This window comes from Streptomyces sp. NPDC058877 (genome assembly GCF_042742855.1).
Classification (GTDB): domain Bacteria; phylum Actinomycetota; class Actinomycetes; order Streptomycetales; family Streptomycetaceae; genus Streptomyces.
On record NZ_JBHYMF010000002.1, the window covers coordinates 51,796 to 77,901 of the forward strand.

Annotated in this window: 30 protein-coding genes; 21 read left to right on the forward strand and 9 right to left on the reverse strand. The window is 71.3% G+C overall.

From position 1 onward, the window contains the following. Positions 1-208 precede the first annotated feature (208 nt). The 8 genes from ACFW2Y_RS00880 (at position 209) to ACFW2Y_RS00915 (ending at position 4,739) form a co-directional block, all read left to right on the forward strand. Complete coding sequence (locus ACFW2Y_RS00880) at positions 209-736, forward strand: hypothetical protein (RefSeq protein ID WP_384871523.1); 528 nt, start codon at positions 209-211, stop codon at positions 734-736. 62 nt (positions 737-798) lie between these two features. Beyond that, a complete protein-coding gene (locus tag ACFW2Y_RS00885; protein WP_384871526.1) occupies positions 799-975 on the forward strand; it encodes a hypothetical protein in 177 nt (58 codons plus the stop codon). A gap of 74 nt (positions 976-1,049) precedes the next feature. Beyond that, positions 1,050-2,138: an N-6 DNA methylase gene (locus tag ACFW2Y_RS00890; RefSeq protein ID WP_384871529.1), complete on the forward strand. Its 1,089-nt coding sequence runs from the start codon at positions 1,050-1,052 to the stop codon at positions 2,136-2,138. Between the two features lie 183 nt (positions 2,139-2,321). Further along, positions 2,322-2,669, forward strand: a complete 348-nt coding sequence (locus ACFW2Y_RS00895; RefSeq protein WP_384871532.1) for a hypothetical protein — start codon at positions 2,322-2,324, stop codon at positions 2,667-2,669. A gap of 113 nt (positions 2,670-2,782) precedes the next feature. Then, positions 2,783-3,430: a hypothetical protein gene (locus tag ACFW2Y_RS00900; protein WP_384871535.1), complete on the forward strand. Its 648-nt coding sequence runs from the start codon at positions 2,783-2,785 to the stop codon at positions 3,428-3,430. A gap of 17 nt (positions 3,431-3,447) precedes the next feature. Further along, complete coding sequence (locus ACFW2Y_RS00905; protein ID WP_384871538.1) at positions 3,448-3,645, forward strand: hypothetical protein; 198 nt, start codon at positions 3,448-3,450, stop codon at positions 3,643-3,645. A 51-nt stretch (positions 3,646-3,696) separates the two neighbouring features. Continuing rightward, the gene (locus ACFW2Y_RS00910) at positions 3,697-4,095 is read left to right on the forward strand and encodes a hypothetical protein (RefSeq protein WP_384871540.1); all 399 of its coding nucleotides are present in this window, start codon (positions 3,697-3,699) and stop codon (positions 4,093-4,095) included. Next, positions 4,092-4,739: a hypothetical protein gene (locus ACFW2Y_RS00915; RefSeq protein ID WP_384871542.1), complete on the forward strand. Its 648-nt coding sequence runs from the start codon at positions 4,092-4,094 to the stop codon at positions 4,737-4,739. Before ACFW2Y_RS00910 ends, ACFW2Y_RS00915 begins: the two co-directional genes overlap by 4 nt. A gap of 697 nt (positions 4,740-5,436) precedes the next feature. Here the strand turns inward: ACFW2Y_RS00915 and ACFW2Y_RS00920 are convergent. Beyond that, positions 5,437-6,237, reverse strand: a complete 801-nt coding sequence (locus ACFW2Y_RS00920) for a helix-turn-helix domain-containing protein (protein WP_384871544.1) — start codon at positions 6,235-6,237, stop codon at positions 5,437-5,439. A gap of 86 nt (positions 6,238-6,323) precedes the next feature. Between ACFW2Y_RS00920 and ACFW2Y_RS00925 the strand changes: the two genes are divergently transcribed. Beyond that, positions 6,324-6,761, forward strand: a complete 438-nt coding sequence (locus ACFW2Y_RS00925) for a hypothetical protein (RefSeq protein WP_384871547.1) — start codon at positions 6,324-6,326, stop codon at positions 6,759-6,761. Then, the gene (locus ACFW2Y_RS00930; RefSeq protein ID WP_384871550.1) at positions 6,758-7,783 is read left to right on the forward strand and encodes an NAD(P)-dependent alcohol dehydrogenase; all 1,026 of its coding nucleotides are present in this window, start codon (positions 6,758-6,760) and stop codon (positions 7,781-7,783) included. Before ACFW2Y_RS00925 ends, ACFW2Y_RS00930 begins: the two co-directional genes overlap by 4 nt. Before the next feature lie 599 nt (positions 7,784-8,382). On the opposite strand, the gene ACFW2Y_RS00935 is transcribed toward ACFW2Y_RS00930, so the two are convergent. Beyond that, positions 8,383-8,766 (reverse strand): DUF6479 family protein, encoded by a 384-nt coding sequence (locus tag ACFW2Y_RS00935; RefSeq protein ID WP_384871553.1) that lies wholly within the window; start codon positions 8,764-8,766, stop codon positions 8,383-8,385. Between the two features lie 130 nt (positions 8,767-8,896). Between ACFW2Y_RS00935 and ACFW2Y_RS00940 the strand changes: the two genes are divergently transcribed. After that, positions 8,897-9,406, forward strand: coding sequence for a SigE family RNA polymerase sigma factor (locus ACFW2Y_RS00940; RefSeq protein ID WP_384871556.1), 510 nt, complete (start codon positions 8,897-8,899; stop codon positions 9,404-9,406). Between the two features lie 45 nt (positions 9,407-9,451). Beyond that, positions 9,452-10,777: a hypothetical protein gene (locus tag ACFW2Y_RS00945; RefSeq protein ID WP_384871559.1), complete on the forward strand. Its 1,326-nt coding sequence runs from the start codon at positions 9,452-9,454 to the stop codon at positions 10,775-10,777. 198 nt (positions 10,778-10,975) lie between these two features. Here ACFW2Y_RS00945 and ACFW2Y_RS00950 read toward each other — a convergent pair whose 3' ends face one another. Next, entirely contained in the window at positions 10,976-12,667 is a 1,692-nt protein-coding gene (locus tag ACFW2Y_RS00950) for a bifunctional 3'-5' exonuclease/DNA polymerase (protein ID WP_384871562.1), read from the reverse strand. 182 nt (positions 12,668-12,849) lie between these two features. Beyond that, the gene (locus ACFW2Y_RS00955; RefSeq protein ID WP_384871564.1) at positions 12,850-14,094 is read right to left on the reverse strand and encodes a LuxR C-terminal-related transcriptional regulator; all 1,245 of its coding nucleotides are present in this window, start codon (positions 14,092-14,094) and stop codon (positions 12,850-12,852) included. Between the two features lie 211 nt (positions 14,095-14,305). On the opposite strand from ACFW2Y_RS00955, the gene ACFW2Y_RS00960 reads away from it, so the two are divergent. Then, complete coding sequence (locus tag ACFW2Y_RS00960) at positions 14,306-15,232, forward strand: NADP-dependent oxidoreductase (RefSeq protein ID WP_384871566.1); 927 nt, start codon at positions 14,306-14,308, stop codon at positions 15,230-15,232. A 671-nt stretch (positions 15,233-15,903) separates the two neighbouring features. Here the strand turns inward: ACFW2Y_RS00960 and ACFW2Y_RS00965 are convergent. Continuing rightward, positions 15,904-16,725: an NAD(P)H-binding protein gene (locus tag ACFW2Y_RS00965; protein ID WP_384871569.1), complete on the reverse strand. Its 822-nt coding sequence runs from the start codon at positions 16,723-16,725 to the stop codon at positions 15,904-15,906. Between the two features lie 73 nt (positions 16,726-16,798). Here ACFW2Y_RS00965 and ACFW2Y_RS00970 point away from each other — a divergent pair, with 73 nt between their 5' ends. Both ACFW2Y_RS00970 and ACFW2Y_RS00975 read left to right on the forward strand, forming a co-directional pair. Continuing rightward, positions 16,799-17,191, forward strand: coding sequence for a winged helix-turn-helix transcriptional regulator (locus ACFW2Y_RS00970; protein ID WP_384871572.1), 393 nt, complete (start codon positions 16,799-16,801; stop codon positions 17,189-17,191). After that, positions 17,188-18,303: a DUF2786 domain-containing protein gene (locus tag ACFW2Y_RS00975; protein WP_384871575.1), complete on the forward strand. Its 1,116-nt coding sequence runs from the start codon at positions 17,188-17,190 to the stop codon at positions 18,301-18,303. The genes ACFW2Y_RS00970 and ACFW2Y_RS00975 overlap by 4 nt, the downstream gene beginning before the upstream one ends. A gap of 215 nt (positions 18,304-18,518) precedes the next feature. Here ACFW2Y_RS00975 and rpsN read toward each other — a convergent pair whose 3' ends face one another. Then, positions 18,519-18,824, reverse strand: coding sequence for a 30S ribosomal protein S14 (gene rpsN / locus ACFW2Y_RS00980; RefSeq protein WP_384871577.1), 306 nt, complete (start codon positions 18,822-18,824; stop codon positions 18,519-18,521). After that, entirely contained in the window at positions 18,824-19,060 is a 237-nt protein-coding gene (gene rpmB, locus ACFW2Y_RS00985; protein WP_384871580.1) for a 50S ribosomal protein L28, read from the reverse strand. The genes rpsN and rpmB overlap by 1 nt, the downstream gene beginning before the upstream one ends. A gap of 74 nt (positions 19,061-19,134) precedes the next feature. Between rpmB and rpmG the strand changes: the two genes are divergently transcribed. The 4 genes from rpmG (at position 19,135) to ACFW2Y_RS01005 (ending at position 21,286) form a co-directional block, all read left to right on the forward strand. Continuing rightward, a complete protein-coding gene (gene rpmG / locus ACFW2Y_RS00990; protein ID WP_384871582.1) occupies positions 19,135-19,299 on the forward strand; it encodes a 50S ribosomal protein L33 in 165 nt (54 codons plus the stop codon). A gap of 6 nt (positions 19,300-19,305) precedes the next feature. Then, positions 19,306-19,575 (forward strand): type B 50S ribosomal protein L31, encoded by a 270-nt coding sequence (locus ACFW2Y_RS00995; RefSeq protein ID WP_384871585.1) that lies wholly within the window; start codon positions 19,306-19,308, stop codon positions 19,573-19,575. Beyond that, a complete protein-coding gene (locus tag ACFW2Y_RS01000; RefSeq protein ID WP_384871588.1) occupies positions 19,575-20,705 on the forward strand; it encodes a CobW family GTP-binding protein in 1,131 nt (376 codons plus the stop codon). Before ACFW2Y_RS00995 ends, ACFW2Y_RS01000 begins: the two co-directional genes overlap by 1 nt. A gap of 368 nt (positions 20,706-21,073) precedes the next feature. Further along, a complete protein-coding gene (locus ACFW2Y_RS01005) occupies positions 21,074-21,286 on the forward strand; it encodes a DUF397 domain-containing protein (protein ID WP_384871710.1) in 213 nt (70 codons plus the stop codon). A gap of 85 nt (positions 21,287-21,371) precedes the next feature. Here the strand turns inward: ACFW2Y_RS01005 and ACFW2Y_RS01010 are convergent, their stop codons facing one another. Both ACFW2Y_RS01010 and ACFW2Y_RS01015 read right to left on the reverse strand, forming a co-directional pair. Next, positions 21,372-22,412, reverse strand: coding sequence for an IS30 family transposase (locus tag ACFW2Y_RS01010; protein WP_384871713.1), 1,041 nt, complete (start codon positions 22,410-22,412; stop codon positions 21,372-21,374). Positions 22,413-22,848: 436 nt separating this feature from the next. Continuing rightward, the gene (locus ACFW2Y_RS01015) at positions 22,849-23,346 is read right to left on the reverse strand and encodes an ATP-binding protein (protein ID WP_384871591.1); all 498 of its coding nucleotides are present in this window, start codon (positions 23,344-23,346) and stop codon (positions 22,849-22,851) included. 329 nt (positions 23,347-23,675) lie between these two features. Between ACFW2Y_RS01015 and ACFW2Y_RS01020 the strand changes: the two genes are divergently transcribed. Both ACFW2Y_RS01020 and ACFW2Y_RS01025 read left to right on the forward strand, forming a co-directional pair. Continuing rightward, positions 23,676-24,548 carry a helix-turn-helix domain-containing protein gene (locus ACFW2Y_RS01020; protein WP_384871594.1) on the forward strand — a complete coding sequence of 291 codons (873 nt, stop codon included), beginning with the start codon at positions 23,676-23,678 and terminating at the stop codon, positions 24,546-24,548. 62 nt (positions 24,549-24,610) lie between these two features. Then, positions 24,611-26,068, forward strand: a complete 1,458-nt coding sequence (locus ACFW2Y_RS01025; protein ID WP_384871596.1) for an aldehyde dehydrogenase family protein — start codon at positions 24,611-24,613, stop codon at positions 26,066-26,068. Positions 26,069-26,106: the final 38 nt, after the last annotated feature.

Below are 26,106 nucleotides of genomic sequence, written 5' to 3' on the forward strand. Positions count from 1 at the left end.
CGCAAAGATCACATGGCAAACGGTCAGGATCACATGCCAGAGGGCACCCTGGCCCTACCGGAGGGCGGCGCCTTCGACCCGCGGCCTCTGTTAGGCATCCCTCTTGACCTGCGGAGACTTCGTGGGCGGATCCTGTACTCGCGAAGCTTTTGCCTATAAAATCTAAGTAGAAGTTTTGTTCCCGCCACGACCTCTTGGAGAAGAAGACATGGCGTCCACCACGCGCACCTGGTACGTCCCGTACGACGACAGCTGCACCTCCCACAAGGTCCACGACCCGATACCCGCACCCACCAACCCCGACGAACACTCAGCCCTGATGGTCCACCTGTACGACGCCTGCCACAGCTTCGTCACCGTCCACTGCATCACCGAAACCGAAGCCCTAGCCCTCGGCACGGAGGCCATAACCCAGCGACAGCAGCCTGCCGACACCTCGTACTTGCAGGGCCACCCCCTAGCCCAGCTCCCATTCGCCCAGACTGCCGCCCGAATCTTCTGCGCAGACGTAGAGGTGCACTACCAGGCATTGGACGGTGTCTACGACTTCATCGCTCGCGCCTACCGACACCGCTCCTACGAACAGGCCCGGCCGTCGAACATCTCCACCTTCACCGAGAGCTTCGACACTCGGACCCTGGTCGGGCTCTACCAGCAGTACTGGTTGGTCGTTACCGGCCGCCCTCATCAGTCCCTGACGCCCCTCTCCCGGGCCATCGGCGACCTCCCCTCCTGACCCCCAAGACCGGCCGCCCCGTCCATGTACGGGGCGGCCAGCCCTTCTCGCAGGAGCCCCAGATGCCCCCTCCACCGTCCCGGTCCTGTCCCGACTGCCGCTCCAGCCCCGCCGTCGACCACGTCGAACTCTGCGCCGGCTGCGAGACCTGCAACGAGTGCCACCCCGGGTGGCACCGCAGCAGCAGTCTCTGCATCGACTGCGCCGAAGCGGAGTTCGCCACCGCCGACAACCAGTAGCCCCACCATCCACCCGCCACACCCCGGCCGCCCTCGTAGGCGGCCGGGGTGCTCCATTTCCAAAAGGAGAAACGATGCGCCTGCTCGACCTCCTCGGCGACGGGGACGACAAGCCCGCCGTCCCCAACACCTTCCGCCGCGTCCCCACCCCCACCCCGGCCCCGGCCCCAACTCCGAGCCCGGACGAGGGCGGTGCTCCCCTCCTCCCGGGCACCCTGCGAACCGCTCCCCGAGAGCGCCCCTACTTCGCCCCCACACCGGCACCGCGCACACCGGAGCAGCGCCGCCGGTACGCCCGCCGCGACGGCATCACCATCGGCGAGCGGGTCTGCGCCGCCTGGAACAACGCCCACGGCGGCAACCGCCTCGAAGTCCCCGTCGGCACCATCGCCGCCCTCGCCCTCCTCCCCTTCGAGGGAGGGGAGGTCCCGAGGATGGCCGACTGGCTGATGGGCCTCAGCGACACCGAGCTGTGGAAGCTCTACGAGGAGACCTGGGCATACCGCTGGGTCGACCGCCCCGACCTCGTCGACCGGGCCAGCATCCTCGCGACCTGGCTCCAGGACGACAAGCCTGACACCAACACCCTCCGAGGCGTCCGGGCCGTCACCAAAGCGGCCCTGACCAGCGGCATGATGGAGTACACCCACAGCGGGATCCCGGGCATGAGCACCAGCATCGACCTGATGTCGTGGGTCATCACCCACCTGCGCTCCGAAGGCGCCCGGCAGGGCCTCGGCGAGCACCACACGCCCCCCGACGTGTGCGACGTGTTGGCCAAGATCCTCCACGACCTCCATGACGTAGAGCCCGGTCAGGCGTTCTACGACCCCGCGGCCGGCACCGGCGGCATGTTCCGCTCACTGTCCAACCACCTGCGCGACGCCGGCTTCAACCCCCACGACTTCACCTGGCACCTGACCGACGTCGACCAGCTCGCCGCAGCCGGCGCCGCGGTCAACGTCCTCCTTTGGGACCTCGGCCCCAACGCCTACGTCTCGTGCGGCGACTCCCTGGCCGACCCCGAACTGCCCCGCAAGGCCATGCAACACGCTGCCGGGGCCAGAGCGCACCGTGACAACGTCGTCGCCACCGCCCGGATGATGGCCGCCATCGGCAAGGCCGAACGCCTCATGGCCAAGGCCACCAAGAGGGCCGCGTGATCAGGCCCGCACTGTGGAAACCAACTGCTCTCCCTGATCGTGCCGCGCCGCTTGAGGCAGGCAAATGAACATCCGGGATGTGCAGAAATAAACCGGGAAAATAGAAGTGGAAACTATGTTTATTCGGATTCTTGTTCTCTAGGTTTAATGAGTTCCGAATGGCACTCACCTAAGGATTTAAGAATGGGAATCAATGCGGAAAAGGCCCAGGATGTCTTTATTCAACCCTGGGAAATCCCACTCTTCACCACCTGGATCGAGACCGCCTTGGCCGACCAGGGGGCGACGAAGGCCGGCAAGGACACCCACCGAATCCTGAACGCCCTTCTCACCAAGGACTTCGGGAAGGGGGGCATGGTCATCACCGGCCAGGAGGTGGACCTCTTGGCCCCCTGGATGGTTCCCCTCCTGACCCTCCAGGAAAGGGAAGACGAGAACTCGGATCTCTGTCAGGTGACCAACAGGATCCTCAGGGCCCACGGAGGAATCAGCCGTGAAGACGAGCGGAAATCCTGCATCTGTCGCGGGTAGCGCCCGGCAGTGAAGGGAGGGGCGGGAAATCCGCCCCTCCCCCACTTCTCGGCGGAAGCGCCAAATCTCCTTACGGACTTCTGTAAAAGCTCAAAGAACTCACGAGGAAACCCATGACACCCAAAACCCAGACGGCCACCCCCAAGCGCCCGCGCACGCTCCCCACACCCACCCCTCCCGAGGACACACCCGACCCCTCCGAGGCGGCCGACACCCCGGCCGAACCCCTGGTCCTCAACGACCTGCGACCCGTAGCCACCGACCTGGCCGACCGCCTCGGCGCACCCTGGATGGTCGAGGACCTGACGGCCACGGCGGAACGCCTCCGCCTCATCGGTCCCGACGGCCGCGAACTCGGCCTCGCCCTTCTCTTCGCCGACACCGTCGTCCAGATGTGGGTCACCGGCTTCGCCCTGCCCGACCTACCCAAGACCGCGTCCAAGCAGGAGCACGCCGCCCGCGCCCGCCGCCTCGCCCCCGGCCGCTCCTGGCACATCGCCCAGCCCCTATCCCACCTGACCACCAACGACACCACCCCGGCTGCGGTGGACATACCTGAGGCGCTGTACCAGCGGGTCACCGACGACCTGCTCCCCGCCTACGAGACCAAGCCCCTGTACGTGGCTGTCATCTCCTGGGGCGACGAACCGGCAGCCACTGACGAGAAGCCCGCCACCGAGCCCCCCGCCGACGTCCCCCGCACCACCCCCACGCCCAAACGGGCCCCCGCCCCGAAGAAGCCCCGTCGCCGCAGCGCCTGACCACCAAGAGGACCGCCATGAACTCGTACCTCGTCACCTGGGAGATCGACATCGAAGCCGACGCCCCCGAAGAAGCCGCCCGCAAGGCCCTCAGCATCCAGCGCGACCCCCACTCAACAGCAACAGTCTTCGGCGTCCACAGCGACGGTAGGTACACCGAAGTCGACACGGCTGCTGTCGAGCACACCGAGCCCAGTGTCGCCATCCAGGCCTGAGTGCACCCCGGCCCGCCCTTCGGGGCGGGCCGACCGCCCGAAAGGCACCCCATGACCCATGAGCCCAACACCGTGAAACGCGCGTACTTCGTGATCGGAGCATGGACAGGCGGAGGCCGCCTCGACATCTGGCGAATAGAGGAAGCACCCTCCAACATCGCCGAACGCTCCCGCCTCCATGACGAGTACAGCGAGGCCGCGGAGGACGCCTTCGGCAGTGTCGAGATCGTCTACGCCACCAGCGAGGACACCGCAGCCGAGCGAGCCCGCCACGAAGCCCGCGAGACCACCGAGCGCACCCGCCGCGAAGCGCCCCGCGCCCCCGGCGCCCAGCAGCCGTTCGAGAACCCCTATCCCTCCATACCCCTCGCCCGCACCCGGCCACCCACCATCCCGTCCGGCCGCCCGCCCACCAGAACCGCCCCACCCACCAGGAAGGACAGCCCGTGACCGTGGTACCCCTGGCCGGCATACCGCTCGACCGCATCCCGATCGTCTTCACCCACCGCAAGAGCGACCTCATGGACCTCTTCCGGACCGGCGCGCTCACCGAGCAGATCCAGACCAGGGCCTTCCCCTACCCCGATGCCAGGAGCATCCGGGAGGCGTACGACCCGTTCGTCGGCAGGCTCTGGATCATCGAGTCCCGGAACGTCCTCGACCCCGCGGGCGCCCGAGTGAGGAACGTCCGGAAGGTCTTCACCCGGGACCCCCACCAGCCCTGGTGGCTCCTGCCCATCCACCCCAGCCAGAACGAGTACGAGTTCGACCCCGCCACCGGCGGGCCGGCGAAGGGCAGCGGGCGCCCCTACCCGCACCCCCAACTCCCTCCGGAGATCGCCCAGATCGAGGAGCAGCGGTGCGGGCCGTACCGCGACGCCTTCGGGCTCTGCAACGGCTGCGGACTCCGAGGGCGTGTTCCACGCCGCTGCCGGGCCAACGACCCTCGTCGTGCGCGGGAGTCCCGGCGCGTGTCGTACGCGCGGCCGTGGAAGTGGGCGCCGTGCCCGCACGCCTGCGGCTACGTAGACGCGCCGGAGACCGACCCGGCGAAGCTGTTCAACCTCGTCCCCCAGGTCAGCCCCAGCTTGTAGGCTCACTCTGAGACGTTGAACGCGCGCACGCGTTGAGGCCCTGTCCCCCTGGTAGGGGGACAGGGCTTCTGTGCGTCGCAAGGGCGCTTCGTTGGAGGGGCCGACCGCTCCTCGCGCCTACCTGCCGACTTCTCCACCCCGCCCGTGGAGGAAGGTTCCAGGAGGGCCCCATGGGAACGTCATGGGAACGGAAGGATAGGGAATCCGCGTGAAAGATCAGAGCAGAATGGAAGGTGCACCCCGCTTGACCTGCTGCGGAGGTAAGGTCAAGAGAAGAGAGGGGTGGAGAGGGGAACGGACTTTCGACCTCGTAATGCGTAGGTCTCGGGTTCGAATCCCGAAGGCGGCTCAGAGAAACCCCAGGTCACATCACCCGTGACCTGGGGTTTTCTGTTGCCGGGGCATGACGGGTCACACGGCCGGGGTGCCGAGACTTCGCTCGCGTGAGCGATGCCTGAGCGGAGCCGCGCGGGAACCCGCTTCTCCCGTCTGCTCCCGCTGGGCGACCTGCTCGCGCGTCCACACGAGCGCCTTCGACTTGTGCACGGGATCGATCTCGACGTGGGCCGCCGGGTTGAACGCGACATCACGGGTTCAATCCCCGTAGTGGGTCCGGCGTTCCCGGGTGACCGCCGGTGTCATCGCAGGGGCTGAGCGCGAGGTGGTCTCCACCGCGGGGTGTGCGACGGTGCCGCCCTCAGACGGCGGCGATGCGCTCGGCACGGGCCTGCAGGATCTCGGCGGTTGCGGCGTCGGCGGGCAGGAAGGCCTCCAGGTGGAGTTCGGCCAGCGAGACGTCGTCGGTGGTGGCGATCGACATCAGCGTGGTGATCAGGCGCAGCTCGCCTTCCTCGGTGCGCAGGCGCAGCGGGACGGCGAATCCGACGTAGTCGGGGCTCGGCGCGGTCGGCGGCAGGTAGCCCTCCAACTCGATGAGCAGCTGTTCGAGTTCGGGATCGGGGCTGAGCCTGGAGCGGACCCGCAGCGCCTCCGTGATGTGACGGCCCCACTCGGGGAGGTTGACCACCCGGCGGGCCATCCCGTCCGGATGCAGGGCCAAGCGCCGCACGTTCACCGGTTCGCGCAGCAGCTCCGGTGGGGCGCCTTCGAGGAACAGGGCGAAGGCGGCGTTCGTCTCGATCACCCGGCCCAGCGCGTCCACGATCAGCGCCGGATACGGGAGGTGGCCGTCGAGGACGCTGCGCAGCGCCGACCGCATCGGCGCCAGGTGCGGTGCGTCCCAGTCGGACTCTGCGTACACGGGGGCGTAACCCGCCGTCAGCAGCAGCGCGTTGCGCTCCCGCAGCGACAGCCCGAGCGACTCGGCCAGCCGTAGCACCACGGTGCGCCCGGGGCGGGACCGGCCCTGTTCGAGGTAGCTCACATAGCGCTGTGTGGTATCCGCGCGGATCGCCAGATCCAGTTGGCTGAGCCGGCGGCTGCCACGCCAGCGGCGCAGTTCCCGGGCGAACAGCCCTGCTTCCGTCACGGTCGTCATGGTGTCAATGAACAACGCGGCCCGGACACTTCGCCATTCCCTGCGGGGAATCGCGCGCCCCCCGGCCGCGCCGCAGACTTCCCGACATGAGCCACGAACCCACTGACGCCGAACTGAAGCAGTTGATCGACCGCTGGATCGCCCAGTGGAACGAGCCCGAGGCGGAACGGCGCCGACGCCTGATCCGCGAGGTCTGGTCCGAGGACGGCCACCAGGTGCTCGTCAACCCGCCCGAGGGCATCCGCGACACCGCCGCGGCGTACGGCCTCCCGTTCCCGGCCGTCGAGGTCCGCGGCCACGACGCCATGTACCAGCGGGTCACCCGGGCCTACGAGATGTTCGTCGCCTCCGGCGAATTCGTGTTCGAGCAGGAGGGGGAGGTGATCCGGCACGCGGGCGCCGCAGTGGCGCTGACCTGGGTGATGCGCTCGCGGCGGGACGGGAGCGTGGCCGGCTCCGGCCTCGAAGTGCTGGCCTTCGACGCCGACGGGCGGGTCCGCTCCGACCACGAGTACGTCGCGTGAGCGGCGCGACGAACTCCGTCGCCTACCACCTGGACCCGCTGTCGTCGCAGCTCTTCGGCCTGGTCGCGCGGCCGCGACCGATCCCGGAACCCGGCCCGGACCAGGTCCTGGTTCGGGTGCGGGCGGCCTCGTTGAACCGCCGTGACCTGATGCTGATGGACGGCACCTACCCGGTCCCCACCGCACCCGGAGTCGTCCCGCTCTCCGACGGCGTCGGCGAGGTCGTCGGGGTGGGTGCGAACGTGACCCGGGTCGCGGTCGGCGACCGGGTCACCTCGACCTACTTCCTGCACTGGATCGACGGACCGCAGCGGCTGTCCCTGGTGCGGGAGCAGTTCGGCGCCAACCACGACGGATGGCTGGCCGAACACCTGGTGATGCACCAGGACTCTGCGGTCCGGGTGCCCGAACACCTCACCGATGCCGAAGCGGCGAGCCTGCCCTGCGCCGGCCTTGTCGCGTGGTCGGCGCTGGCCCGGCCGCTGCCGGTCGAGCCGGGTGCCACCGTGGTGACCGTCGGCACCGGTACCGTCGCGCTGTCCGCGGTGCAGTTCGCCCGCATCCACGGGGCCCGGGTCATTTCGGTGACCTCCAGCCCCGAGAAGGCGCAGCGGCTGCAGGAACTCGGCGCCGACGAGACCGTAGACCGGACGGAGGTGCCCGACTGGGAGCGCGTGGTTCTGGACCTCACCGATGGCGAGGGCGCCGAGCACATCGTCGACGCGGTGGGTCTGGAGACCCTGCCGAAGTCGATCGCCGCGGGCGCCTACAACGCTCAGGTCACCCTGATCGGTGCCTTCCCCGGCGGGGAGCCGGTCACCGATCCGTTCGCGGGCCGGTACCTGTCGATCCGCCGGATCGCGGTCGGCAGCCGCACCGACTTCGAGGCGATGAACCGGGCGATCGTCGCACACGGCACTCGCCCGGTGGTCGACCGGGTCTTCGGGTTCGACGAAGCCGCCGACGCCTACCGGTACTTCCGGGACGGCAGGCCCTTCGGCAAGGTGGTCATCCAGCGCTAGTGGTGACACCGCGTGAGGCCCGACAAGGGGCAGTGCCCGCCATCGCAGCGGTGGCGGGCACTGCCCGTCCGTCTCGCCTGAGCTTGAACCGAGCCCGGGGCGCTCCACGCTACGCGGTGCCTCGGCTCACCGGCCCGTATGCGGTGGCTCTCGGTGACGACCGGACCGCGGTCGCCGGGCTCGGTGACTCCCCGGCACGCACTTCTGGAGCAGAGCTGCACCGGCGAGGGTGGGCGATGCGCGAGCGGACGGTGCGGCATGAGCCGTTACGAGCCGTACCGCACATCACGGAGACCATGGCCCGACCAGGTGGTTCCGGACGCCGAGGCGCCGTCCGGAACGACTCGGCACGTCTTGGACGGCCCTCGTGATGCGTGGGTCTCGGGTGCGAATCCCGAAGGCGGCTCGTTCTGGAACCCCAGGTCGGACTCTTCTGACCTGGGGTCTCGTCGTTCGGTGGACGCGGCGCCGGAGCCGAGGGCGTGCCGTGCGCGTGGCCGTGGTCCCGGCCGGGTGCCGTGGGCTTCGGGATCTGCGGCCGGGGCCGAGGGGGAACGCGCCTCCCTTCGTGGGCCGGTGCGTTCCACCTCCTTCGGCGGTCAGTCGCCGTGCCCCGTGCCGCCGCTGCCGAAGCCGCCGCTGGAGATCCCGCCCCACTTGCGCTTCTCCTCGCTCGGCGGGTCGGTGGAGGTTTCGGTTCCGGAGCCCTTGAGCTGGTACGGCATGAGCCGGTGCTCGCCGTCGGTGTGTGGCATCTCCGCCGGTTTGCGGTACTCGGAGGTTTCCCCGGGCAGTGCTCCGCTGTCGGGCCGGTGCGGCTGTTCCTCCGGCTTGGGCGGTGCGGACTCGCGGTCGCGGACCCGGAAGCCCAGCCAGACGGCTCCGATGAGGACGGCGACGATGATGAGACCGCCGAGGACCTGGGCCAGCCCTGACTGCCAAACTCCAGCGGCCAGGGTGTCTGCTGCGCTGAGAGTGTTCATACTTCAGGATTACCCGATTCCGCTTCTTTGGACGCGTCGAGCGGGGATCCCTTGAAACATTTCCCCGGCCCCGTCGCGTCAGTGAGGTGTACGGCGACCACGCCATGTGACCGGGAGAGAGAGGAGGGGCATGAGAAAGCCCCGCGCGGACGAGTTCTTGGAGTTCGCTGCCGCACGCACGGGCCACCTGTTCCGCTCCGCATGCCTGCTGACCAGTGGCGACACCCACCTGGCCGAGGACCTCACGCAGGAGACGCTCGGCCGGATGTACGCCCTCTGGGGCCGCAGGTCACGAATCGGGAACCCCGCCGCGTACGCCCAGACCGTGCTCGTCCGCACCTTCCTCAGCCACCAGCGGCGCCGATCGGCCACCGAGCGCCCCCTCGGCGAGCTGCCCGACCGCGTCCGTCACGACGGTGAGGACCCGGCACTGCGGGTCGCCCTGTTCGACGCGCTGGCCGGGCTCGCGCCGAAGTACCGGGCCGTCGTCGTGCTGCGGTACTGGGAGGACCGCAGCATCGAAGAGACCGCCGACGCCCTGAACGTCAGCTCCGCCACGGTGCGCACCCGCTCGACACGGGCGCTTGCGAAGCTCCGCGAGCACCTCGGAGACAGCATCACCGAGCTCGCCGCCCGCTGACCATCCCTGCTTCTTCCCTCACTGACCGGAGACGGTGATTTCGGCATGCCCCAGAACGAACGACCCCAGAACGAACGACCCCAGAACGAACGACCCCAGAACGACGACGTCCCGCACGGGCGCTTCGAGGAGGAACTCGGCGCGATCCTGCGCAGTGCCGGTGACGGCTTCGAGGTCGACGACCGGCGCGAGCTGGTCGCGGGCGGGCTCCAGCGCGGCCGGCGCCGCCTGGTGCGCCGTCGTCTCGCGATGACCGGTGGCGTCCTCGCGCTCGCCGCCGTCGGCGTCGGCGGCGTGTACGGGGGCTCGCTGCTCGGCCCCGGCGGACGGGTGGCGACCGCCTCCGTGGCCGCGCCCCCACAGGCCAAGGGCACCAAGGAACCGGCGAAGCAGGCGCCCTTCACCGCGGAGATCCCGCTGAAGGACATCGCCGCCGTCCTCCAGGCCCACACCCCGGCCGGCCAGTGGCAGTTCGACGACCTGGAGGGCACGGGCCAGGCCGTCGCCGGCGTCTACGACGACGGCGGCGGCAAGGCGGGCGTCACCGTCGGCCTCTACCGGGCCGGGGAGGGCTCCGAGGCCGGGAAGGACCAGGTCACCTGCCCCGACGAGGTGGTCGTCCCGGTCGACGACTGCAGCACCGGGACACTGCCGGGCGGCGATCGGTTCATGATCTTCCAGGGGTACGAGTACCCCGACAAGCGCGAAGAGACCAAGGACTGGTCGGCGGTCCTGCTCACCAAGGACGGGTTCCTGATCGACGTCAACGAGTACAACGCCCCCGCCGAGAAGGGCACCGAGGTCACCCGGGAGAACCCTCCCTTCACCCCCGCCCAGCTCAAGGCGCTCATCGCGGCGGACGCCTGGCGTCCGCTCCTCGAGCGGATCCCCGGGCTTCCGACGAAGCCCGGCACCGGCGGGAGCCGGCCGACCACCGCGCCGGACCAGGCCGCCGTCCAGGCCGTCCTGCGCTCCCTCCTGCCCAAGGACGTCACCGTCACGCACAGTGCCGGCGAGGACGGTCACGGGTACGTGGTGGTCGACGACGGCAAGGGCAAGAGCCTCGTCGGCGTCGACGTGCAGCCCTCCGCCGGGGAGGCGGACGCCGGGCTCTTCACCGGTGACGGCGTGGTGATCCTGCCCGACGGCACCAGGGCCAAGTACGCCCAGCAGCCGGGGGAGAAGGGCGGCGAGGGGGTCGTCTGGTGGAATGTCGACACCCTGAGCCCGGAGGGCTTCCGGGTCGTCGTATCCGCCTACAACTCGGGTGCCCCGTACGAAGCCGCCACGCGCCCCGAACCCGCGCTCTCCATGGAGCAGTTGAAGGCGCTCGCGCTGAGCCCGAAGTGGAAGAACCTGCCCCTGAAGTAGCCGGCGGTCGCGAGGCGTCCGGCGGTGCGGGGACTTCCCGTGCCGCCGGACGCCGGTGGCGTCCTCTCGCCGTCCGCCCGTCCGCCCGTCCGCCCGTCCGCCCGTCCGCGCCGCAGGGCGTCCCCGCCGTGTGCCACGGAGGCGTGTCCTCCGGGCTGCCGGTCTGCTGCGCGTCCGCGTTTCTGCCGCCCGCCCGTCCTACTTCGCGTCCGCGTACCGCTCGACCGTCGCCGTCGTGAACGGGAACCGCACCGGCGTCTCCCCGAACGTGATCCGCCCCGCTTCGTCCCCGGCCGCCCCGATCGCCGCCGTCACCGCTTCCGCCTCCTCCGCAGGACAGTGCACGATCACCTCGTCGTGCTGGAAGAACACCAGCTCCGCCCGCATCCCCGCGAGCGAGCGCCGCAGCGCGGCCAGCATCAGCAGCGCCCAGTCGGCCGCGCTGCCCTGCACGACGAAGTTGCGGGTGAACCGGCCCCGGGCCCGGGCGTTTCCCGAGGCGTACCCCGGGACGAACTCGCCCTCCTCCGCGGCTGCTTCCCCGCCCTCCTGCGGAAGCCCCGCCTCCTCGTCGACGTCCGGGCCCACTGCCCGCGGGCTGGTCCTGCCCAGCCAGGTCCGCACCAGCCGGCCCTCCTCGCCGGCCTTCGCCGCCTCGTCGACATAGGCCACCGCCCGGGGGAAGCGGCGCCGCAGCGCCGCCAGGTTCTTCAGGCCGTCGCCGCTCGTCTGCCCGTAGATCGCGCCGAGCAGCGCCAGCTTGGCGTGGGCCCGGTCGCCGGAGAAGGCCCGGTCGGAGAGCCGGCCGTACAGGTCGTCGGGGTGCCCCGCGACCTCCATCAGACCGGGGTCGCGGGAGATCGCGGCCAGGACGCGCGGCTCCATCTGGTCGACGTCGGCGACCACCAGCCGCCAGCCTTCGTCGGCGACCACCGCCCGTCGGATCACCTTCGGGATCTGCAGCGCCCCGCCCCCGTTGGTCGTCCAGCGTCCGCTGACCGTGCCGCCGGGCAGGTACTCCGGGCGGAAGCGGCCGTCCCGCACCCAGTCGGACAGCCACGACCAGCCGTGCGCCGTCCAGATGCGATACAGCTTCTTGTACGCGATCAGCGGTTCCACCGCCGGATGGTCCACTTCCGACAGTTCCCAGCGGCGCGTGGACTTCAGCCGCACGCCGGCCCCCGCGAAGGCCTTCACCACGTCGGCGGGCAGGTCGGGCCGGACCCGGCGGCCGAACGCCGCCGACACCTCGTCCGTGAGCTCGGCCAGGCGGCGCGGCTCGCCACCGCCGGCGTACCGCTCGCCGAGGAGCTCTCCCAGCAGCTCGCGGTGCACGTCCGCCCGCCACGGCAGCCCGGCCCGGTGCATCTCGGCCGCCACCAGCATTCCTGCCGACTCCGCTGCCGTGAGCAGCCGCATCCTGCCCGGGTGCGCGGTCCGGTCGTGGCGTCGCAACTGCTCGGCGTAGACCGCGAGGAGGCCGTCGAACGGCACGGAGACGCCCGGGCGGGGCTCGAAGAGCGAGTCCTGGGAACCGGGCTCGGCGGCCCGCTGCGGCGGATCCGGTGGCACGGGGGCGTTCTGCAGGCGTGCCCAGGCCGCGGCGGCCGAGCGGGGTTCGCCCAGCCGGCCCTCGTGACCGAGGAGGAGTTGCTCGGCGTCCTCGACGTCGTAACACCGCTCGACGCGGACGCCGGCGGAGAGCAGCCGCGGATACACCTCGGCCGTCGACCGCCACACCCAGCGGGTCACCTCGGGCCTGGACCGCACGGCCTCGGCGAGGTCCCGTTCGCGCCGCACCGGCCCGGAGGGCAGTCCGTCCGGGCCGAGGGGGACGAGCAGCGCTCCGTCTCCTTCGGCCTCGGCGGCCAGCGCCCACCTGTCGCTCATGCCTTCGAGTCTGGCACCCGCCACTGACACCGCCCGGGACGCGGGCGGTGCGTACGGGTGGTCCGATTCGCCCGGGTGCACACGGCCGGGCGACGCGCTGGACCGGACGGGCGGCTGACCGGACGGGCGGCGCGCCCCGGAGGGCGTTCCGCCCCCGCGGCACGGGGTCCGGTCGGGCCGGGTCAGGCCGCCGCGTGGAAGAGGGCGGCGGCCTGACCGCGGGAGTCGACGCCCAGCTTGTTGAGGATGTTCGCGACGTGGAACTTCACCGTCGACTCGCTGATGTGCAGTTCCTCCGCGATCCGCCGGTTCCGGTGCCCCTGCGCCAGGTGTTGGAGGACCTGCACCTCGCGGTCGCCGAGCCCGGTCAGCGGGTGGACCGCCTCGACGGGGGCCTCCGGGGTCGAGAGGGGGACCACCGCCGTGATCGTCGTGCCCCAGCCCGGGACCACGTCCGTGTCGAGCCGTCCGCCGAGCACGTCGAGCCGGTCCCGGACGGTGCCCGCACCCAGATCGCACGGGGCGAGCGCGCCCGCGCCGTCGTCCCTGATGGAGGCGCGCAGTTCGTGCGCGGTCAGCTGCCAGCCGACGTGGACCCGGCGCACCGAGTCCTGCTCCAGGACGACCAGCAGCAGCGACCGGACGATGGCCCGGGCGCTGTGCGCCACGTCCGCGGCGATGGAGCGCGTCGAGTCGGGCGCGCCCAGTTCGAGCCGCACCTTGCTGTGCCGCAGCAGGGGGCGCAGCTCGCCGGCGAGCCGTTCGAAGGCGTCCCGGGCGGGTTCCTCCGCGACTTCCCGGTCCCGCCGTTGTTCCGCCCGCATCTCGATCAGCGCGGACGCGGCCAGGTCGGTGGCGGTCGCACGGGCCGTCGTGTCGTCCAAGGCCCGGCTGCGCAGCACTCCGAGGACTCCGGAGAGCGCTGCCGCGTGCGAGGCCGTGAGCTCCGCGATGACCCGGGCCCGGGTGTCGGCCGCCGTCCGGGAGCGGGCCAGGGCGCCCGGCACGGCCTCCTTGGCGAACCGGTCGAAGTGCGCGGTGACCACGTCCCACAGGGCCTGCGCCGAGGCGAGCGCGGAGGCGTCGGCCGGGGCGGCGCCGTCTTCGCGTACGAGCACCAGGACCGCTCCGCGTCGGGTGGCGTGGCTGGTGACGGCGAGGACCTCGCGCTCCCGGCCGCCGATCGTCGCGCGGCCCTGCCAGGGGGTGCCGGGGACGCCGGCCGCGAGCAGCGGGGCCAGTTCGGAGGCGGTCAGCAGTTCCGTCCCGCCGAGCGTCTTGAAGGGGGAGTGGGCGCAGTGGGTGGCGAGTTCGGCCGCGTCCACGTGGGGGACGAGGGGGGCGAGGGCGGCCGAGACCTCGGGGAGGATCTCTCCGAGCGGCTGCCGGATGACCTCGTACACGGTGGCCAGCGTGAGCGCGTCCATGGGGATCAGCCTAGTGCCGGGCGGTCGGGGGCCACCCCGTCTTCCGGCCAGGTGGTACTGGCCGTCGGGAGGGCGGGGCGAGGCGGGCCGGCGGCGCAGGCTGGGCTTCGTCGAAACACGCGGAGTGCGTGGACGTGCACGTCGGGGTGCGGGATCGCGGACGTGCACGTGAGGACGTGGAACCGAGCCGGATGGTCAACGGGAGGCCCAGATGGAAGCGATCGTGTACGAGGAGTTCGGCGGCCCCGAGGTGCTGCGCCGTGCGACCGGTGTCGCCGTGCCGGAGCCGGGTCCCGGCGAGGTGCGGGTCAAGGTGGCGGCGGTCGGGGTCAACCCCTTGGACTGGAAACGGCGTTACGGCTGGGTCGAGGACTTCTACCCGACCGTCTTCCCCGCCGTCCCGGGCCTGGAGTTCGCCGGCACCGTCGATGCGCTCGGCGAGGGTGTCACCGAACTGGCCGTCGGCGACGAGGTGTTCGGCTGGACCGAGACGGGTGCCTACGCCGAGTACGCCATCGCCGGTACCGTCGCGCCCAAGCCCGCCGGACTTTCCTGGGAGGCCGCCGCGAGCCTCCCGGTGGCGGGCGAGACCGCCCGGCGCGTCCTGGACCTGCTGCGGGTGCGGGCGGGCGAGACGTTGTTCCTGCATGGCGCGGCGGGCGTCGTCGGATCCGTCGCCGTCCAACTCGCCGTCGCTGCCGGGATCACGGTGGTCGGCAGCGCTTCGGAGGCCAACCACGACCATCTGCGGGAGCTCGGTGCGATTCCGGTGGCGTACGGGGAGGGCTTGGCGGACCGGGTCCGTGCCGTTGCCCCGGAGGGGGTCGACGCGGTCTTCGACGCCGCCGGGCACGGTGTGCTGCCAGTCGCGATCGACCTCCTGGGCGGTGGTGACGCGGCGAAGGAGCGGATCGTGACGATCGCGGCGACCGACGCGGCGGCGCACGGGATCGTCTTCTCCGGCGCCACCGGGGAGCCGGAGGCGGTGCGGCGGGGACTCGCCGAGCAGGCCCGGCTGGCCGTGGAGGGCGTGCTCGCGGTCCGCCTGGCGGAGGTGCTTCCGCTGAAGGAGGCCGCACGGGCACAGGAGTTGAGCGAGTCGGGCCACGTCCGGGGCAAGATCGTCCTGATTCCGTAGGCCGGGACCCGACAGGCGGGGAAGGAGCCCGGGCGGTGTCGGCCGTGCCGCGGCCCGGTGCGCACGGCCTCCCGCTGCGTCGGAGGGCGGGGCGGTGACCCGGCTCCGACCCCGGTCACCGTCCCGTCGTCCCACCATGGCCGCTCGGCGCACGGGGCGCCATGCGGGGAGGGCCGACGCGGTGACCGCGATCACCGCACGCGCGTCCGCCGCCGTGCCGACCGCGGCCCAGGACGGTGACGGGGCCACCGGTGCGGAGCGGACGGTCGGGCCCGCCCCGGGGCGGGCGGGACGATCGCCGTGACCACCGGGCCGAGTGGCGTGCCGAGGGCGACGGCGAGCACGGCCCGGTGGTCACGACCCACCGGCGGCACCCCGCAGCGGGGGCGTCGACCCCGATGGAGTCCGGTCCGTCCGAGGCGGTGACGGCCAGCGGGCGCGGAGTTCCCGGAGCGCTTCCCCGTCCACAGGCTGTGGACGGCCGGGCGACTTCTCCACGGGCACGGTGTCGGACCCGTGCCGTCCGGGGAGAAGGCAGGCCCCGCCCCCCGGGGCCGGGGACGAACCACTGGGGAGGGCCGTTCGGACGTGGTCGTGATCACGGCCCGAGCGAACGGTTTCGGTCCTTCTGGACCACGCCCCCACCGGGCGTCCCGGAAGCGGGGCCGGACCTACCCCTGCCGCACCGCCTTCACGAAGACCTCCAGCGCGTCGAGCGGTTCGCGTCCACCGAGCAGTGCCCGCAGATCGTTGCGCTGCACCCCGGTGCCGTCCAGGAAGCCGTGGGCGATCGCCGAGTAGGTACTCGCCAGCATCGGCACCTGGAAGGGCGCGGCGCCGGACGCGGCGAGCGCGGCGCGGGCCTCCGCGAGCGTCCCGGGTGCGTACGTGGCGCCCAGCGCCGCAGCCAGCTCCGCACCGCCGAGGGGCTGCTCGCCGACCAGTTCGTACACCCGGTTCCGGTGGGCCGTCGGGTCCGTGGCGACGGCGACGGCGGCGTCCGCGAGGTCCGCGCGGGCGACGGCGGCGAGCCGGCCGCCCCCGAGCGGGCCCGTGATGCGGTTCTCCGGGTCGGGGGCGGCGATCCAGGTCAGGAGCTCGGCGTAGAGGCCGTTGCGGAGGACCGTCCAGTCGAGCGTGGCGGACCGTGCGAGCCGCCGCTCGGTCCAGCGGTGGGCGAGCGCGTACGCGAGGTGGTCGCCGTCGCCGGAGAGGCTGGTGTAGACGAGGTGCCGGACCCCGGCGGCCTCGGCGGCCGAGATCGCGGCCTCGTGCCGGGCGACCACGACGTCGTCCTCGCCGTACCCGGCGGAGACGAGGAGCAGGGTGTCCACTCCGGCGAAGGCGTCCGGGAGGGTTTCCGGTGCGTCGAAGTCGACCCGACGGGTGCCGGGAAGTTCGGCGCGGGTGCCGAGGACGACGTCGTCGCGGCCGGCGAGCCGTTCGGCGACGAGCGAGCCGAGGGCGCCGGAGACACCGGTGACGAGCAGCATGTTTTCCCCCTGGGGACGTGATGGCTGAGACCATCGTGAGCGGACGTACGTGATCGCGGAAGGAGGCACATTGATGTCAGAAGGGCACACGGAGGTAACCGAGGAGCCGGTCGCCTCCTGCGCGGAGGACTGCGGCGTGCGGGACGTGCAGGACCGGCTCGGGGACAAGTGGACGGTGCACGTGGTCGTCGAGCTGATGCCCGGAGCGAGGAGGTTCAGGGAGCTCCAGCGGCTCGTCACCGGCATTTCGCAGCGGATGCTGACGCTCACCCTGCGCCGCTTGGAGCGTGACGGGCTCGTTTCGCGGACGGTGTACCCCACGACCCCGCCGCAGGTGGAGTACGCGCTGACGGAACTCGGCCACAGCATGACCCACCTCATCAAGCAATTGGTCGACTGGTCGCTCGACCACCGAGAGGTGGTCGCCCGGTCGCGCGCGGATTGGGACGCGAGGAACACGACGTGAGCGGCACCGTCGACAAGGCCTTCGCGGCGCTGTACGCGGGCGATGACGATTCGCTCGACACGGCGGCCTCGCTGCTCGCCGCCGACCCGGGAACGGACCGGGAACTGGCCCGACGGGGCGAGGAGTTCGTGCGGACCCTGTGGACACGGGGCTGGCAGCCGGCCGACCTGGTCCGTACGGCCCGGCGCGAGCTCGCCGACGAGCACGTATGGCTGCTGTCCGCGCTGATCAGGGCCGAGACGGCCGGTTACGGGCGATTGCCGCACCGGTGGCGGGCCCAGGTCGACGAGCTGGACGCGGACCCGGGGCGCTCGACCGACCGCTTCTCGCGGGCGACGACCGCGCTGGAGCTCTACCGGCTGCTCGTCCGCCTGCCGCGCCTGGACGCGGTGGGGCCCGTCCCGGGGGAGGCCCTGCCGCCGGCGGTGGCGGGCGAGCCCCGGATGCTCACCCGGATCAGGGCGCTGCTCGCCAAGGCCGAGGCCACCGGATACCCCGAGGAGGCGGAGGCGCTCACCGCGAAGGCGCAGGAGCTGATGGCCCGGCACAGCCTGGACGAGGCCTCGCTCGCGGCGGGCGCGCCGACCCCGGAGACGCCGGGGGCGATCCGGATCGGGGTGGAGCCGCCGTACGAGCAGGCGAAGGCGATCCTGCTGGACGCCGTCGCGACGGCGAACCACTGCCGGGCGGTGTGGAACGAGACGTACGGCTTCTCGACGGTGATCGGCTTCGAGGCGGACCTCGACCCGGTGGAGCTGCTGTACACCTCGCTGCTCGTGCAGGGAACGGCGGCGATGACGCGGGCCGAGGCGGAGCAGCGGGCCGGCGGGCGCCGGCGCACGAAGTCCTTCCGGCAGTCCTTCCTCCTCGCCTACGCCAACCGGCTGGGCGCCCGACTGGCGGCGACGTCCCGGCGGGTCGCCGCCGAGGCCCCGACGCTGCTTCCCGCCCTCGCCTCGCGCGAGGTCGCGGTCACCGCCCGCACGGACGAACTGTTCCCGGAGACCCGGACGACCCGGGTGCGGGCGGCCTGGGACGAGGCGGGGTGGGCACGGGGCGCCTCGGCCGCCGACGAGGCGGGCCTCCACCCGCATCGGCCCCGCTTGCCGTAGGGCCCCGCCGAGGGCGCGCCGTGCCGGTCGGCGCACCACCCGCCGGCCGCGTCCCCGCTCCGGCCGCGTCCCCGCTCCGGCCGCGTCCCCGCGCCAGCCCCGACCCCGCCGGGCGGTGCGGCCGGGGAAGCGTTCCCGTCAGGAGGGCCGGGGGAGTCGTTGCCGTCACGCGCCCGGGGAAGCGTTCCCGTCACGCGCCCGGGGAGCCGCTCCGGTCACCAGGAGGCCTTCCGCAGTCCCGGCAGGAAGCCCGCGTGCGCCTGCTGGCGCACCCGTGTCCGGGAGAGGCCGAACTTCCGCAGATGGCCCCGGGGGCGGCCGTCGACGGAGTCCCGGTTGCGCACCCGGGTCGCGCTCGCGTCCCGGGGCTGGCGGGCCAGCTCCCGTGCCGCTGCCTCGCGGGCGGCCGGCGGGGTGGCGGGCCGCCGGACGATCCCCTTCAGTGCGGCCCGCCGCTCGGCGTACCGCGCGACGACCGCCCGCCGCCGTTCGTCGCGGGCGATTTGGCTGCGCCTGGCCATCAGACCCTTCCCCCGCGTGCCCGGATCCGGGCCACGGTGGCTTCGATGCCGATCGCGTCGACGGTCTTGATCGCTCGGGCGCTGAGCGTCAGCCGCACGTGTCGGCGTTCGCCGGGCAGCCAGTAGCGCTTGTTCTGGACGTTCGGGTCGAAGCGGCGCGGGGTGCGCCGGTGGGAGTGCGAGATCCGGTTGCCGAATCCAGGTTCCGTTCCGGTCAGTTGGCAGCGGGCGGACAAGGGTGGCCTACCTCTCGTCGGGGGATCCCCAGAGTTATTGGCAATGGGATTCATTTTCATTTACTCTACACGGCATGGCACGCAACGAACTCCGCCCGGTCATCAAGCTCCGGTCCACCGCAGGCACCGGCTTCACCTACGTCACCCGCAAGAACCGCCGCAACGACCCCGACCGCCTCGCCCTGCGCAAGTTCGACCCGGTCGTCGGGCGCCACGTCGACTTCCGAGAGGAGCGCTGAACCACCGTGAAGCCCGGCATCCACCCCGCCTACGGGCCCGTCGTCTTCCGCGACAAGGCCGGCGGCTCCGCCTTCCTGACCCGTTCCACGCTCGCCGGCTCCACGGACGCCGGGGCGAAGGCCGTGGTGTGGGAGGACGGCAGGACGTACCCCGTCGTCGACGTCGAGATCTCGTCGGCGAGCCACCCCTTCTTCACCGGCACCGCACGCGTCCTGGACACCGCGGGCCGCGTGGAACGCTTCGAGAAGCGCTACGGACGGCGCGGGGCGCACTGATGTTCTCCGTCGCGCTCGTCGGGGGCCTGCACTCCGACGTCCGCCGCACCGCCGTGGACCGGCTGCTGGCCGCTGTTCCCGGTGGTGTGGCGCTCCACCACGACCTGGCGGCGGCCCCGCGGACCGCGGTCGTCGTCCGCACCGTCCGGGACGCCACCGGCGTGCTGGCCACGGGCGAGACCCCGCTCGTCAACGACTGCGCCTGCTGCGCCCTGCGCGAGGACCTGGTCCCCGAGCTCGAACGGCTCCGTGACTCCGGGCCCGCCCGGCTCGCCGTCGTCGAGCTCTGGGACTCCGTCGAGCCCAAGGCGATGGCCGAGGTCGTCGCAGCCGCCGGCTTCCGGATCGGTGCCGTCATCACGGCCGTCGACCCCGCCCTCCTCCTGCCGTACCTGGGCAACGGGGACGACCTCGCCGACGTCGGGCTCGCCGCTGCGGCCACCGACCGCCGCACCGTCGCCGATGCCTGGGCGCGTCAACTGGAGTACGCACCCGTGCTGGCCGTCGCCGGCGGTCCCGAGGTCGACGAGGAGGACCGCGCCCTGCTGGACCAGCTCCATCCCACCGCCCTGCGCGTGTCCGTCGAGGACGGTGCGGCCCTCGCCCGCGCGGCCCTCGCCGGATTCGACCCGGAGGCCGCGGCGGCTGCCCAACACCCGGCCTGTGCGCGGCTCCCGCAGGAGGCGGACGGGCACGGCGTCGCCACCCACGTCTGGCGCCACCACCGGCCCTTCCACCCGGGACGGCTCTACGCCGCCCTGGAGGACCTCGCCTGCGCCGCCGTCCGCAGCCGGGGCCGCTTCTACCTGGCCGACCGGCCGGACACCCTGCTGGCCTGGGACGCGGCCGGCGGCGCGCTGCGCGTCGAGAGCGCAGGGCCCTGGCTGGCCTCGCTGCCGGACGCCGCCTGGGAGATGGTTCCGCCGCTGCGGAGGGCCGCCGTGGCCCTCGACTGGCACCCGGAGCACGGTGACCGCGGCCAGCACCTGGTCTTCACCTCGCCCGGCCTGGACCGCGAGGGACTCTCCGAGGTGCTCGGCTCCTGTCTGCTGACCGATGCCGAGTACGCCGGGGGCCGTGCGTCCTGGGGGCGGTTCGACTCCGCCTTCGACGCCTTCCTGGAGGTCTGACCCGTGGTTCCGCGGGGCGGCGTCCCCGTCCGTCGGGCCCGGCCGGCCCCGTGCGCGTCGACCACGGGGCACGGGCCCGCTCCGGAGGTTCCCCGCTCCGGGCGGAGACCGGGAGCCGTAGGGTGACCAGGGCGAGCGGCCGGCGGCAGCGCACGGGCGGGCAGGGCGTCAAGGGCGGTCCGGACGCCTCGGTCCCGACGTACTCGCTGGTAGCACGCTGAGTCGCGTAGCCACTACGCCACCCCTCGTGCACGTGCATCTGCCCATGCATCGGCATGTGAACACAGCTATGATCCGAGGAAGTTGACACCTACAGCAAGTAACTCGGGGAGCTACCAGTGCATCATGCGCATCACGCGTACAACGGCATGGCAGCCACGGAGCTGCGGGGTGTCGTGTGGCAGAAGAGCAGGCACAGCAATTCCCAGGGATCCTGCGTGGAGTTCGCCAAACTTCCGGGGGGAGGCGTCGCCGTGCGCAACTCGCGCCACCCCGAAGGGCCGGCGCTCGTCTACACGGTCGCAGAGATAGAGGCGATGTTGCTGGGCGTCAAGGACGGGGAGTTCGACCACCTGGTGTGAGTGCGGAGGGTGCGCGCCCACGGTGCACGAGAAGGGCCCCGGCGTGCACCTTGGGTTCAAGGGGTCGTCGCAACACCACTTGGTTTCAGGTGGTGAGTAGATCACGTAGACGCTCGGCTGGGGTATCCCAGCCGAGCGTCTTGCGTGGGCGGCCGTTGAGTTCCTGGGCGACGTGTTCGAGGTCTTCGGGGCTGTGGACGCTCAAGTCGGTGCCCTTTGGAAAGTACTGCCTGAGCAGTCCGTTCGTGTTCTCGTTCGAGCCGCGTTGCCAGGGCGAGGCGGGGTCGCAGAAGTAGACGGACATGCCGGTGGCCATGCTGAACTGCTTGTGGCGTGCCATCTCGCTGCCCTGGTCCCAGGTGAGGGAGCCGCGCAGGTGGGCGGGCAGGGTCTGGATCGTGGCGGTGAGCCCGTCGCGGACGGTCTCGGCGTCGTGGGCTCCGCCGGGCAGGTGGACCAGCATGGTGTAGCGGGTGCTGCGTTCGACCAGGGTGGCGATCGCGGAGCGGCCGCCCGCGCCGATGATCAGGTCGCCTTCCCAGTGCCCGGGCACCGCCCGGTCCTCGACGTCGGCGGGACGGTCACTGATCATCACCATCGGGTCGATGAACCGCGGGGTGCGCCGCTGGGGGTTCCGGCGGGGTTTGCGGCGGGTCCGGCCGGACCGGATGGCTGCCTGCACCTCTCGTTTCAGGCCGCCACGGGCCTGGAAATACAGCGCCTGGTAGACCGTCTCCACGCTCACCCGCATGCTCTCGTCGTCGGGATGTTCTCTGCGTAGAGCGTGGCAGATCTGCTCCGGCGACCACCGCTGGCGCAATCCGTCCTTCACGAAGCTGCGCAGCCGTCCCTCCCGCAGCAGCTTGCGGTCCTTGGGCCGGGGCCTGCGTGCTGCCGCGGCGCGGTGGGCGGCGTAGGGCTGGTAGCCCTCGCTGCCGGAGTTCGCGTCGATCTCCCGCTTGACCGTGCTCGCCGGCCGTCCCAGGACCCGCCCGATCGCCCGCAGCGACTTGCCCGCCGCGCGCAGATCGCGGATCTTCTCGCGCTCGGCCAGTGTCAGATACCGCGGATGCAGCTGCTTTTCCAGGGCTTGCAGGCCCACCGGTGCTGTGGTCACACCGCCCATCGTGACGGTCCCGGTGGTGTAGTCGACACGGCGGCCGTCGGCGTAGGTGCGCGTGGTGCCGCTCTTCTTGACACCCCAGTCCCAGTCCTTGGCCGTGCGCTCGTTCACGCCGACCTGCCGGGCCGCCACCCGGCGTGCGACACCAGCGGCCCGAAGCCGCTCGTACTCGTCACGCCCCGGATGCCGCCGCGGCAGCCGCACCGAGCTTCGTCCGGCCTTCCGAGCCCAGCCGAAGGCAGTGTTCCGGTTCACCCCCAGCTCACGTGCCACCACGGTCACGTTCCCCACGACATCCAGCCGCGCAAGGAAACGCTCCCTCAACCCCGCAAGATCATCGCGCCCAACGGCCACGGTCCTCGTAACTCCCACTGATCGCGGGTGTTGCGAGGACCGTTAGAACCCAAGCACACCGGGGCCCTTCCTGCGTTCTGTGCGGCTACTCCGGTCCGATCCGGAACAGAGCCCACACCACCTTGCCCTGGAGTGTCCCGGCGAGCGGGTGCCAGCCCCAGCTGTCGCTGAACGAGTCCACCAGGAACAGGCCCCGTCCCGACTCGGCGGCGAAGTCCTCCCCGCCGGAGCGCGTCTCCGGGCTTTCCCGACTCGGGTCGCGCACGGCGCACACCAGGCGCGAGGCCCAGCGCATCAAATGCAGTCTGACCGGTGGGTTCTGGCCTTGTTCCTGTGGCGCATCGGCGGGTACCGCGTGGCGCAGCGCATTGGTGACGAGTTCGGAGACGACCAGGGCGACGTCGTCGAAGCGCTCCGTGAGGTCCCAGCGGTCGAGCGTGGTGCTGGTGAACTTCCGTGCCCCGCGGACGGCTTCGTACCGCGCGGGCAGGGCGCAGGAGGCAGAGGTGGAGACGGCGCCGGGGTCGATCGGCGGAAGGCCCTGCCGTAAAGGCTCGAGCACGGTCGATCCATTCGTCCCCATGCGAGGCACTCCCGGGAATCGCGACTGTGGTGCGACAACACGACAACACGAACGAGTACGCGGCTGCGCGGGCTCCATGGTTCCCAATGCGCGCACTGGATGCAAGGGCAGATGCACGTGCACGCGCCGGACCTGTCCGTCCACGTGCCGAATCTATGCATAAGTCGTCCACACGATGAGGGGAACTTCCCGCGAACTGCATGCACTGTGCCCGCGGATGCCCGGAAGTCGTCGTCTTTCCGTAATCGAATGTGTACGCGCTGAAGCGTTTGGTGGCAGAATCCGGGGCTCGACGGGGGCTCGACACCGTAAAGGGGAGGCTGGGAGCCGTGGCCGCAGGCGAATCGAGCGGAGCGAGCGGGAGTGTGGTGCGACGCATCCTGCTGGGCTCCCAGCTGAGGCGGTTGCGCGAGTCGCGCGGGATCACCCGCGAGGCAGCCGGCTACTCCATCCGCGCGTCCGAATCCAAGATCAGCCGCATGGAGTTGGGACGGGTGAGCTTCAAGACCAGGGACATCGAGGATCTGCTCACCCTCTACGGGGTGGGGGACGAGGCCGAGCGCAGTGCGCTCCTCGGGCTCGCCCGCGAGGCCAACCTGGCCGGCTGGTGGCACAGCTTCGGTGACGTCCTGCCCGGCTGGTTCCAGACGTACATCGGTCTGGAGGGTGCCGCCTCCCTCATCCGCGTCTACGAAGTGCAGTTCGTGCACGGCCTGTTGCAGACCGAGGCGTACGCCCAGGCCGTCGTCTCCCGGGGCATGCCGAACGCCACGCCCGCCGAGATCGACCGTCGGGTCGCGCTGCGCCTGGAGCGCCAGAAGGTGCTCGTCTCCGAACAGGCCCCCCGGCTCCACGCCGTCCTGGACGAGGCCGCACTGCGCCGCCCCTACGGTGACCGGTCCGTCATGCAGGGGCAGTTGAGGCACCTCATCGAGATCTCCGAGCACCCCGGCGTGACGCTCCAGGTCATGCCGTTCAGCTTCGGCGGTCACGCCGGCGAGAGCGGGGCCTTCACGATGCTGAGCTTCCCCGAGTCCGACCTCTCCGACATCGTCTACCTCGAACAGCTCACCGGTGCCCTCTACCTCGACAAGCGCGAGGAGGTCGCCCAGTACCGGCAGGTGATGGAGAAGCTCCAGGAGTACGGTCCGGATCCGGCCGAAAGTCGTGACCTTCTTCGGGGACTCCTCCAACTCTCCTGATACATCAGTACGATGACGCAACATCAGTCGCACTGCCGGTAGCGGGTAGAGGGGTCTCAACCATGTCGCACTTCACCGACCTGGCTCATCAGTACATCGACGGTGAGTGGAAGCCCGGCAGCGGTTCGTGGGACATCATCGACTTCAACCCGTACAGCGGGGAGAAGCTGGCTTCGATCACCATCGCCACCGCCGACGAGGTCGACCGTGCCTACCGGGCCGCCGAGCGCGCCCAGGCCGCGTGGGCCGAGACCAATCCCTACACGCGCCGGCTCGTCTTCGAGCGCGCGCTGCGGATCGTCGAGGACCGCGAGGAGGAGCTCGCCGAGACGATCATCGCCGAGCTCGGTGGCACCCGGCTGAAGGCGGCCTTCGAGCTGCACCTCGCCAAGGAGTTCCTGCGCGAGGCGATCCAGTTGGCGCTGCGCCCCGAGGGCCGCATCCTGCCCTCACCGGTCGACGGCAAGGAGAACCGCGTCTACCGGGTCCCGGTCGGCGTCGTCGGCGTCATCTCCCCCTTCAACTTCCCCTTCCTGCTCTCGATCAAGTCGGTCGCGCCCGCCCTGGCGCTCGGCAACGCCGTCGTCCTCAAGCCGCACCAGAACACCCCGATCTGCGGCGGCACGCTGGTCGCCAAGGTCCTGGAGGAGGCCGGCCTGCCGGCCGGTCTGCTGAACGTCGTCGTCACCGACATCGCGGAGATCGGCGACGTGCTCCTGACCCACCCGGTCCCGAAGGTCATCTCCTTCACCGGCTCCGACCGGGTCGGCCGGCACGTCGCCACGGTCTGCGCACAGAACTTCAAGCAGGCCATCCTCGAACTCGGCGGCAACAGCGCCCTGATCGTCCTCGACGACGCCGACGTCGACTACGCGGTGGACGCGGCGGTCTTCAGCCGCTTCGTGCACCAGGGGCAGGTCTGCATGGCCGCCAACCGCATCCTGGTGGACCGCTCCCTGGAGGAGGAGTTCACCGCGAAGTTCGTGGCGAAGGTGCAGACCCTGCGCGTCGGCGACCCGGCCGACCCCGCCACCCACATCGGTCCGCTCATCAACTCCCAGCAGGCCGAGGCGGTCTCCTCGGTCGTCGAGCAGACGGTGGCGGCCGGCGCGACGGCGCTGCTGCACGGCAAGGTCGAGGGCAACCTGGTCTCCCCGTCCGTGCTCACCGGCCTTGCCGCCGACTCCCCCGTCCTGGGCCAGGAGATCTTCGGCCCGGTCGCGCTGATCGTTCCCTTCGACGGCGAGGAGGAGGCCGTGCGGATCGCCAACGACACCCCTTACGGGCTCAGCGGCGCCGTCCACACCGGGGACGTCGAGCGGGGCGTGCGGATGGCCAGGCGCATCCACACCGGCATGATCCACATCAACGACGGCACCGTGCACGACGAGCCGATCGTGCCCTTCGGCGGCGAGAAGCACTCGGGCATCGGGCGGCTCAACGGCGAGGCGATGGTGGAGGCCTTCACCACCCAGAAGTGGATCTCCATCCAGCACGGCCGGAGCCGTTTCCCCTTCTAGGACGGAAACCGTCCTAGATCCTCCGTACCGTGGGCGGA

Coding starts and splice junctions, on each gene's coding strand:
- ACFW2Y_RS00880 (WP_384871523.1), top strand. CDS start 209: ATGGCGTCCACCACGCGCACCTGGTACGTCCCGTACGACGACAGCTGC.
- ACFW2Y_RS00885 (WP_384871526.1), top strand. CDS start 799: ATGCCCCCTCCACCGTCCCGGTCCTGTCCCGACTGCCGCTCCAGCCCC.
- ACFW2Y_RS00890 (WP_384871529.1), top strand. CDS start 1,050: ATGCGCCTGCTCGACCTCCTCGGCGACGGGGACGACAAGCCCGCCGTC.
- ACFW2Y_RS00895 (WP_384871532.1), top strand. CDS start 2,322: ATGGGAATCAATGCGGAAAAGGCCCAGGATGTCTTTATTCAACCCTGG.
- ACFW2Y_RS00900 (WP_384871535.1), top strand. CDS start 2,783: ATGACACCCAAAACCCAGACGGCCACCCCCAAGCGCCCGCGCACGCTC.
- ACFW2Y_RS00905 (WP_384871538.1), top strand. CDS start 3,448: ATGAACTCGTACCTCGTCACCTGGGAGATCGACATCGAAGCCGACGCC.
- ACFW2Y_RS00910 (WP_384871540.1), top strand. CDS start 3,697: ATGACCCATGAGCCCAACACCGTGAAACGCGCGTACTTCGTGATCGGA.
- ACFW2Y_RS00920 (WP_384871544.1), bottom strand. CDS start 6,237: ATGACGACCGTGACGGAAGCAGGGCTGTTCGCCCGGGAACTGCGCCGC.
- ACFW2Y_RS00925 (WP_384871547.1), top strand. CDS start 6,324: ATGAGCCACGAACCCACTGACGCCGAACTGAAGCAGTTGATCGACCGC.
- ACFW2Y_RS00935 (WP_384871553.1), bottom strand. CDS start 8,766: ATGAACACTCTCAGCGCAGCAGACACCCTGGCCGCTGGAGTTTGGCAG.
- ACFW2Y_RS00940 (WP_384871556.1), top strand. CDS start 8,897: ATGAGAAAGCCCCGCGCGGACGAGTTCTTGGAGTTCGCTGCCGCACGC.
- ACFW2Y_RS00945 (WP_384871559.1), top strand. CDS start 9,452: ATGCCCCAGAACGAACGACCCCAGAACGAACGACCCCAGAACGAACGA.
- ACFW2Y_RS00950 (WP_384871562.1), bottom strand. CDS start 12,667: ATGAGCGACAGGTGGGCGCTGGCCGCCGAGGCCGAAGGAGACGGAGCG.
- ACFW2Y_RS00955 (WP_384871564.1), bottom strand. CDS start 14,094: ATGGACGCGCTCACGCTGGCCACCGTGTACGAGGTCATCCGGCAGCCG.
- ACFW2Y_RS00960 (WP_384871566.1), top strand. CDS start 14,306: ATGGAAGCGATCGTGTACGAGGAGTTCGGCGGCCCCGAGGTGCTGCGC.
- ACFW2Y_RS00965 (WP_384871569.1), bottom strand. CDS start 16,725: ATGCTGCTCGTCACCGGTGTCTCCGGCGCCCTCGGCTCGCTCGTCGCC.
- ACFW2Y_RS00970 (WP_384871572.1), top strand. CDS start 16,799: ATGTCAGAAGGGCACACGGAGGTAACCGAGGAGCCGGTCGCCTCCTGC.
- rpsN (WP_384871577.1), bottom strand. CDS start 18,824: ATGGCCAGGCGCAGCCAAATCGCCCGCGACGAACGGCGGCGGGCGGTC.
- rpmG (WP_384871582.1), top strand. CDS start 19,135: ATGGCACGCAACGAACTCCGCCCGGTCATCAAGCTCCGGTCCACCGCA.
- ACFW2Y_RS01000 (WP_384871588.1), top strand. CDS start 19,575: ATGTTCTCCGTCGCGCTCGTCGGGGGCCTGCACTCCGACGTCCGCCGC.
- ACFW2Y_RS01005 (WP_384871710.1), top strand. CDS start 21,074: ATGGCAGCCACGGAGCTGCGGGGTGTCGTGTGGCAGAAGAGCAGGCAC.
- ACFW2Y_RS01010 (WP_384871713.1), bottom strand. CDS start 22,412: ATGGGCGGTGTGACCACAGCACCGGTGGGCCTGCAAGCCCTGGAAAAG.
- ACFW2Y_RS01015 (WP_384871591.1), bottom strand. CDS start 23,346: ATGGGGACGAATGGATCGACCGTGCTCGAGCCTTTACGGCAGGGCCTT.
- ACFW2Y_RS01025 (WP_384871596.1), top strand. CDS start 24,611: ATGTCGCACTTCACCGACCTGGCTCATCAGTACATCGACGGTGAGTGG.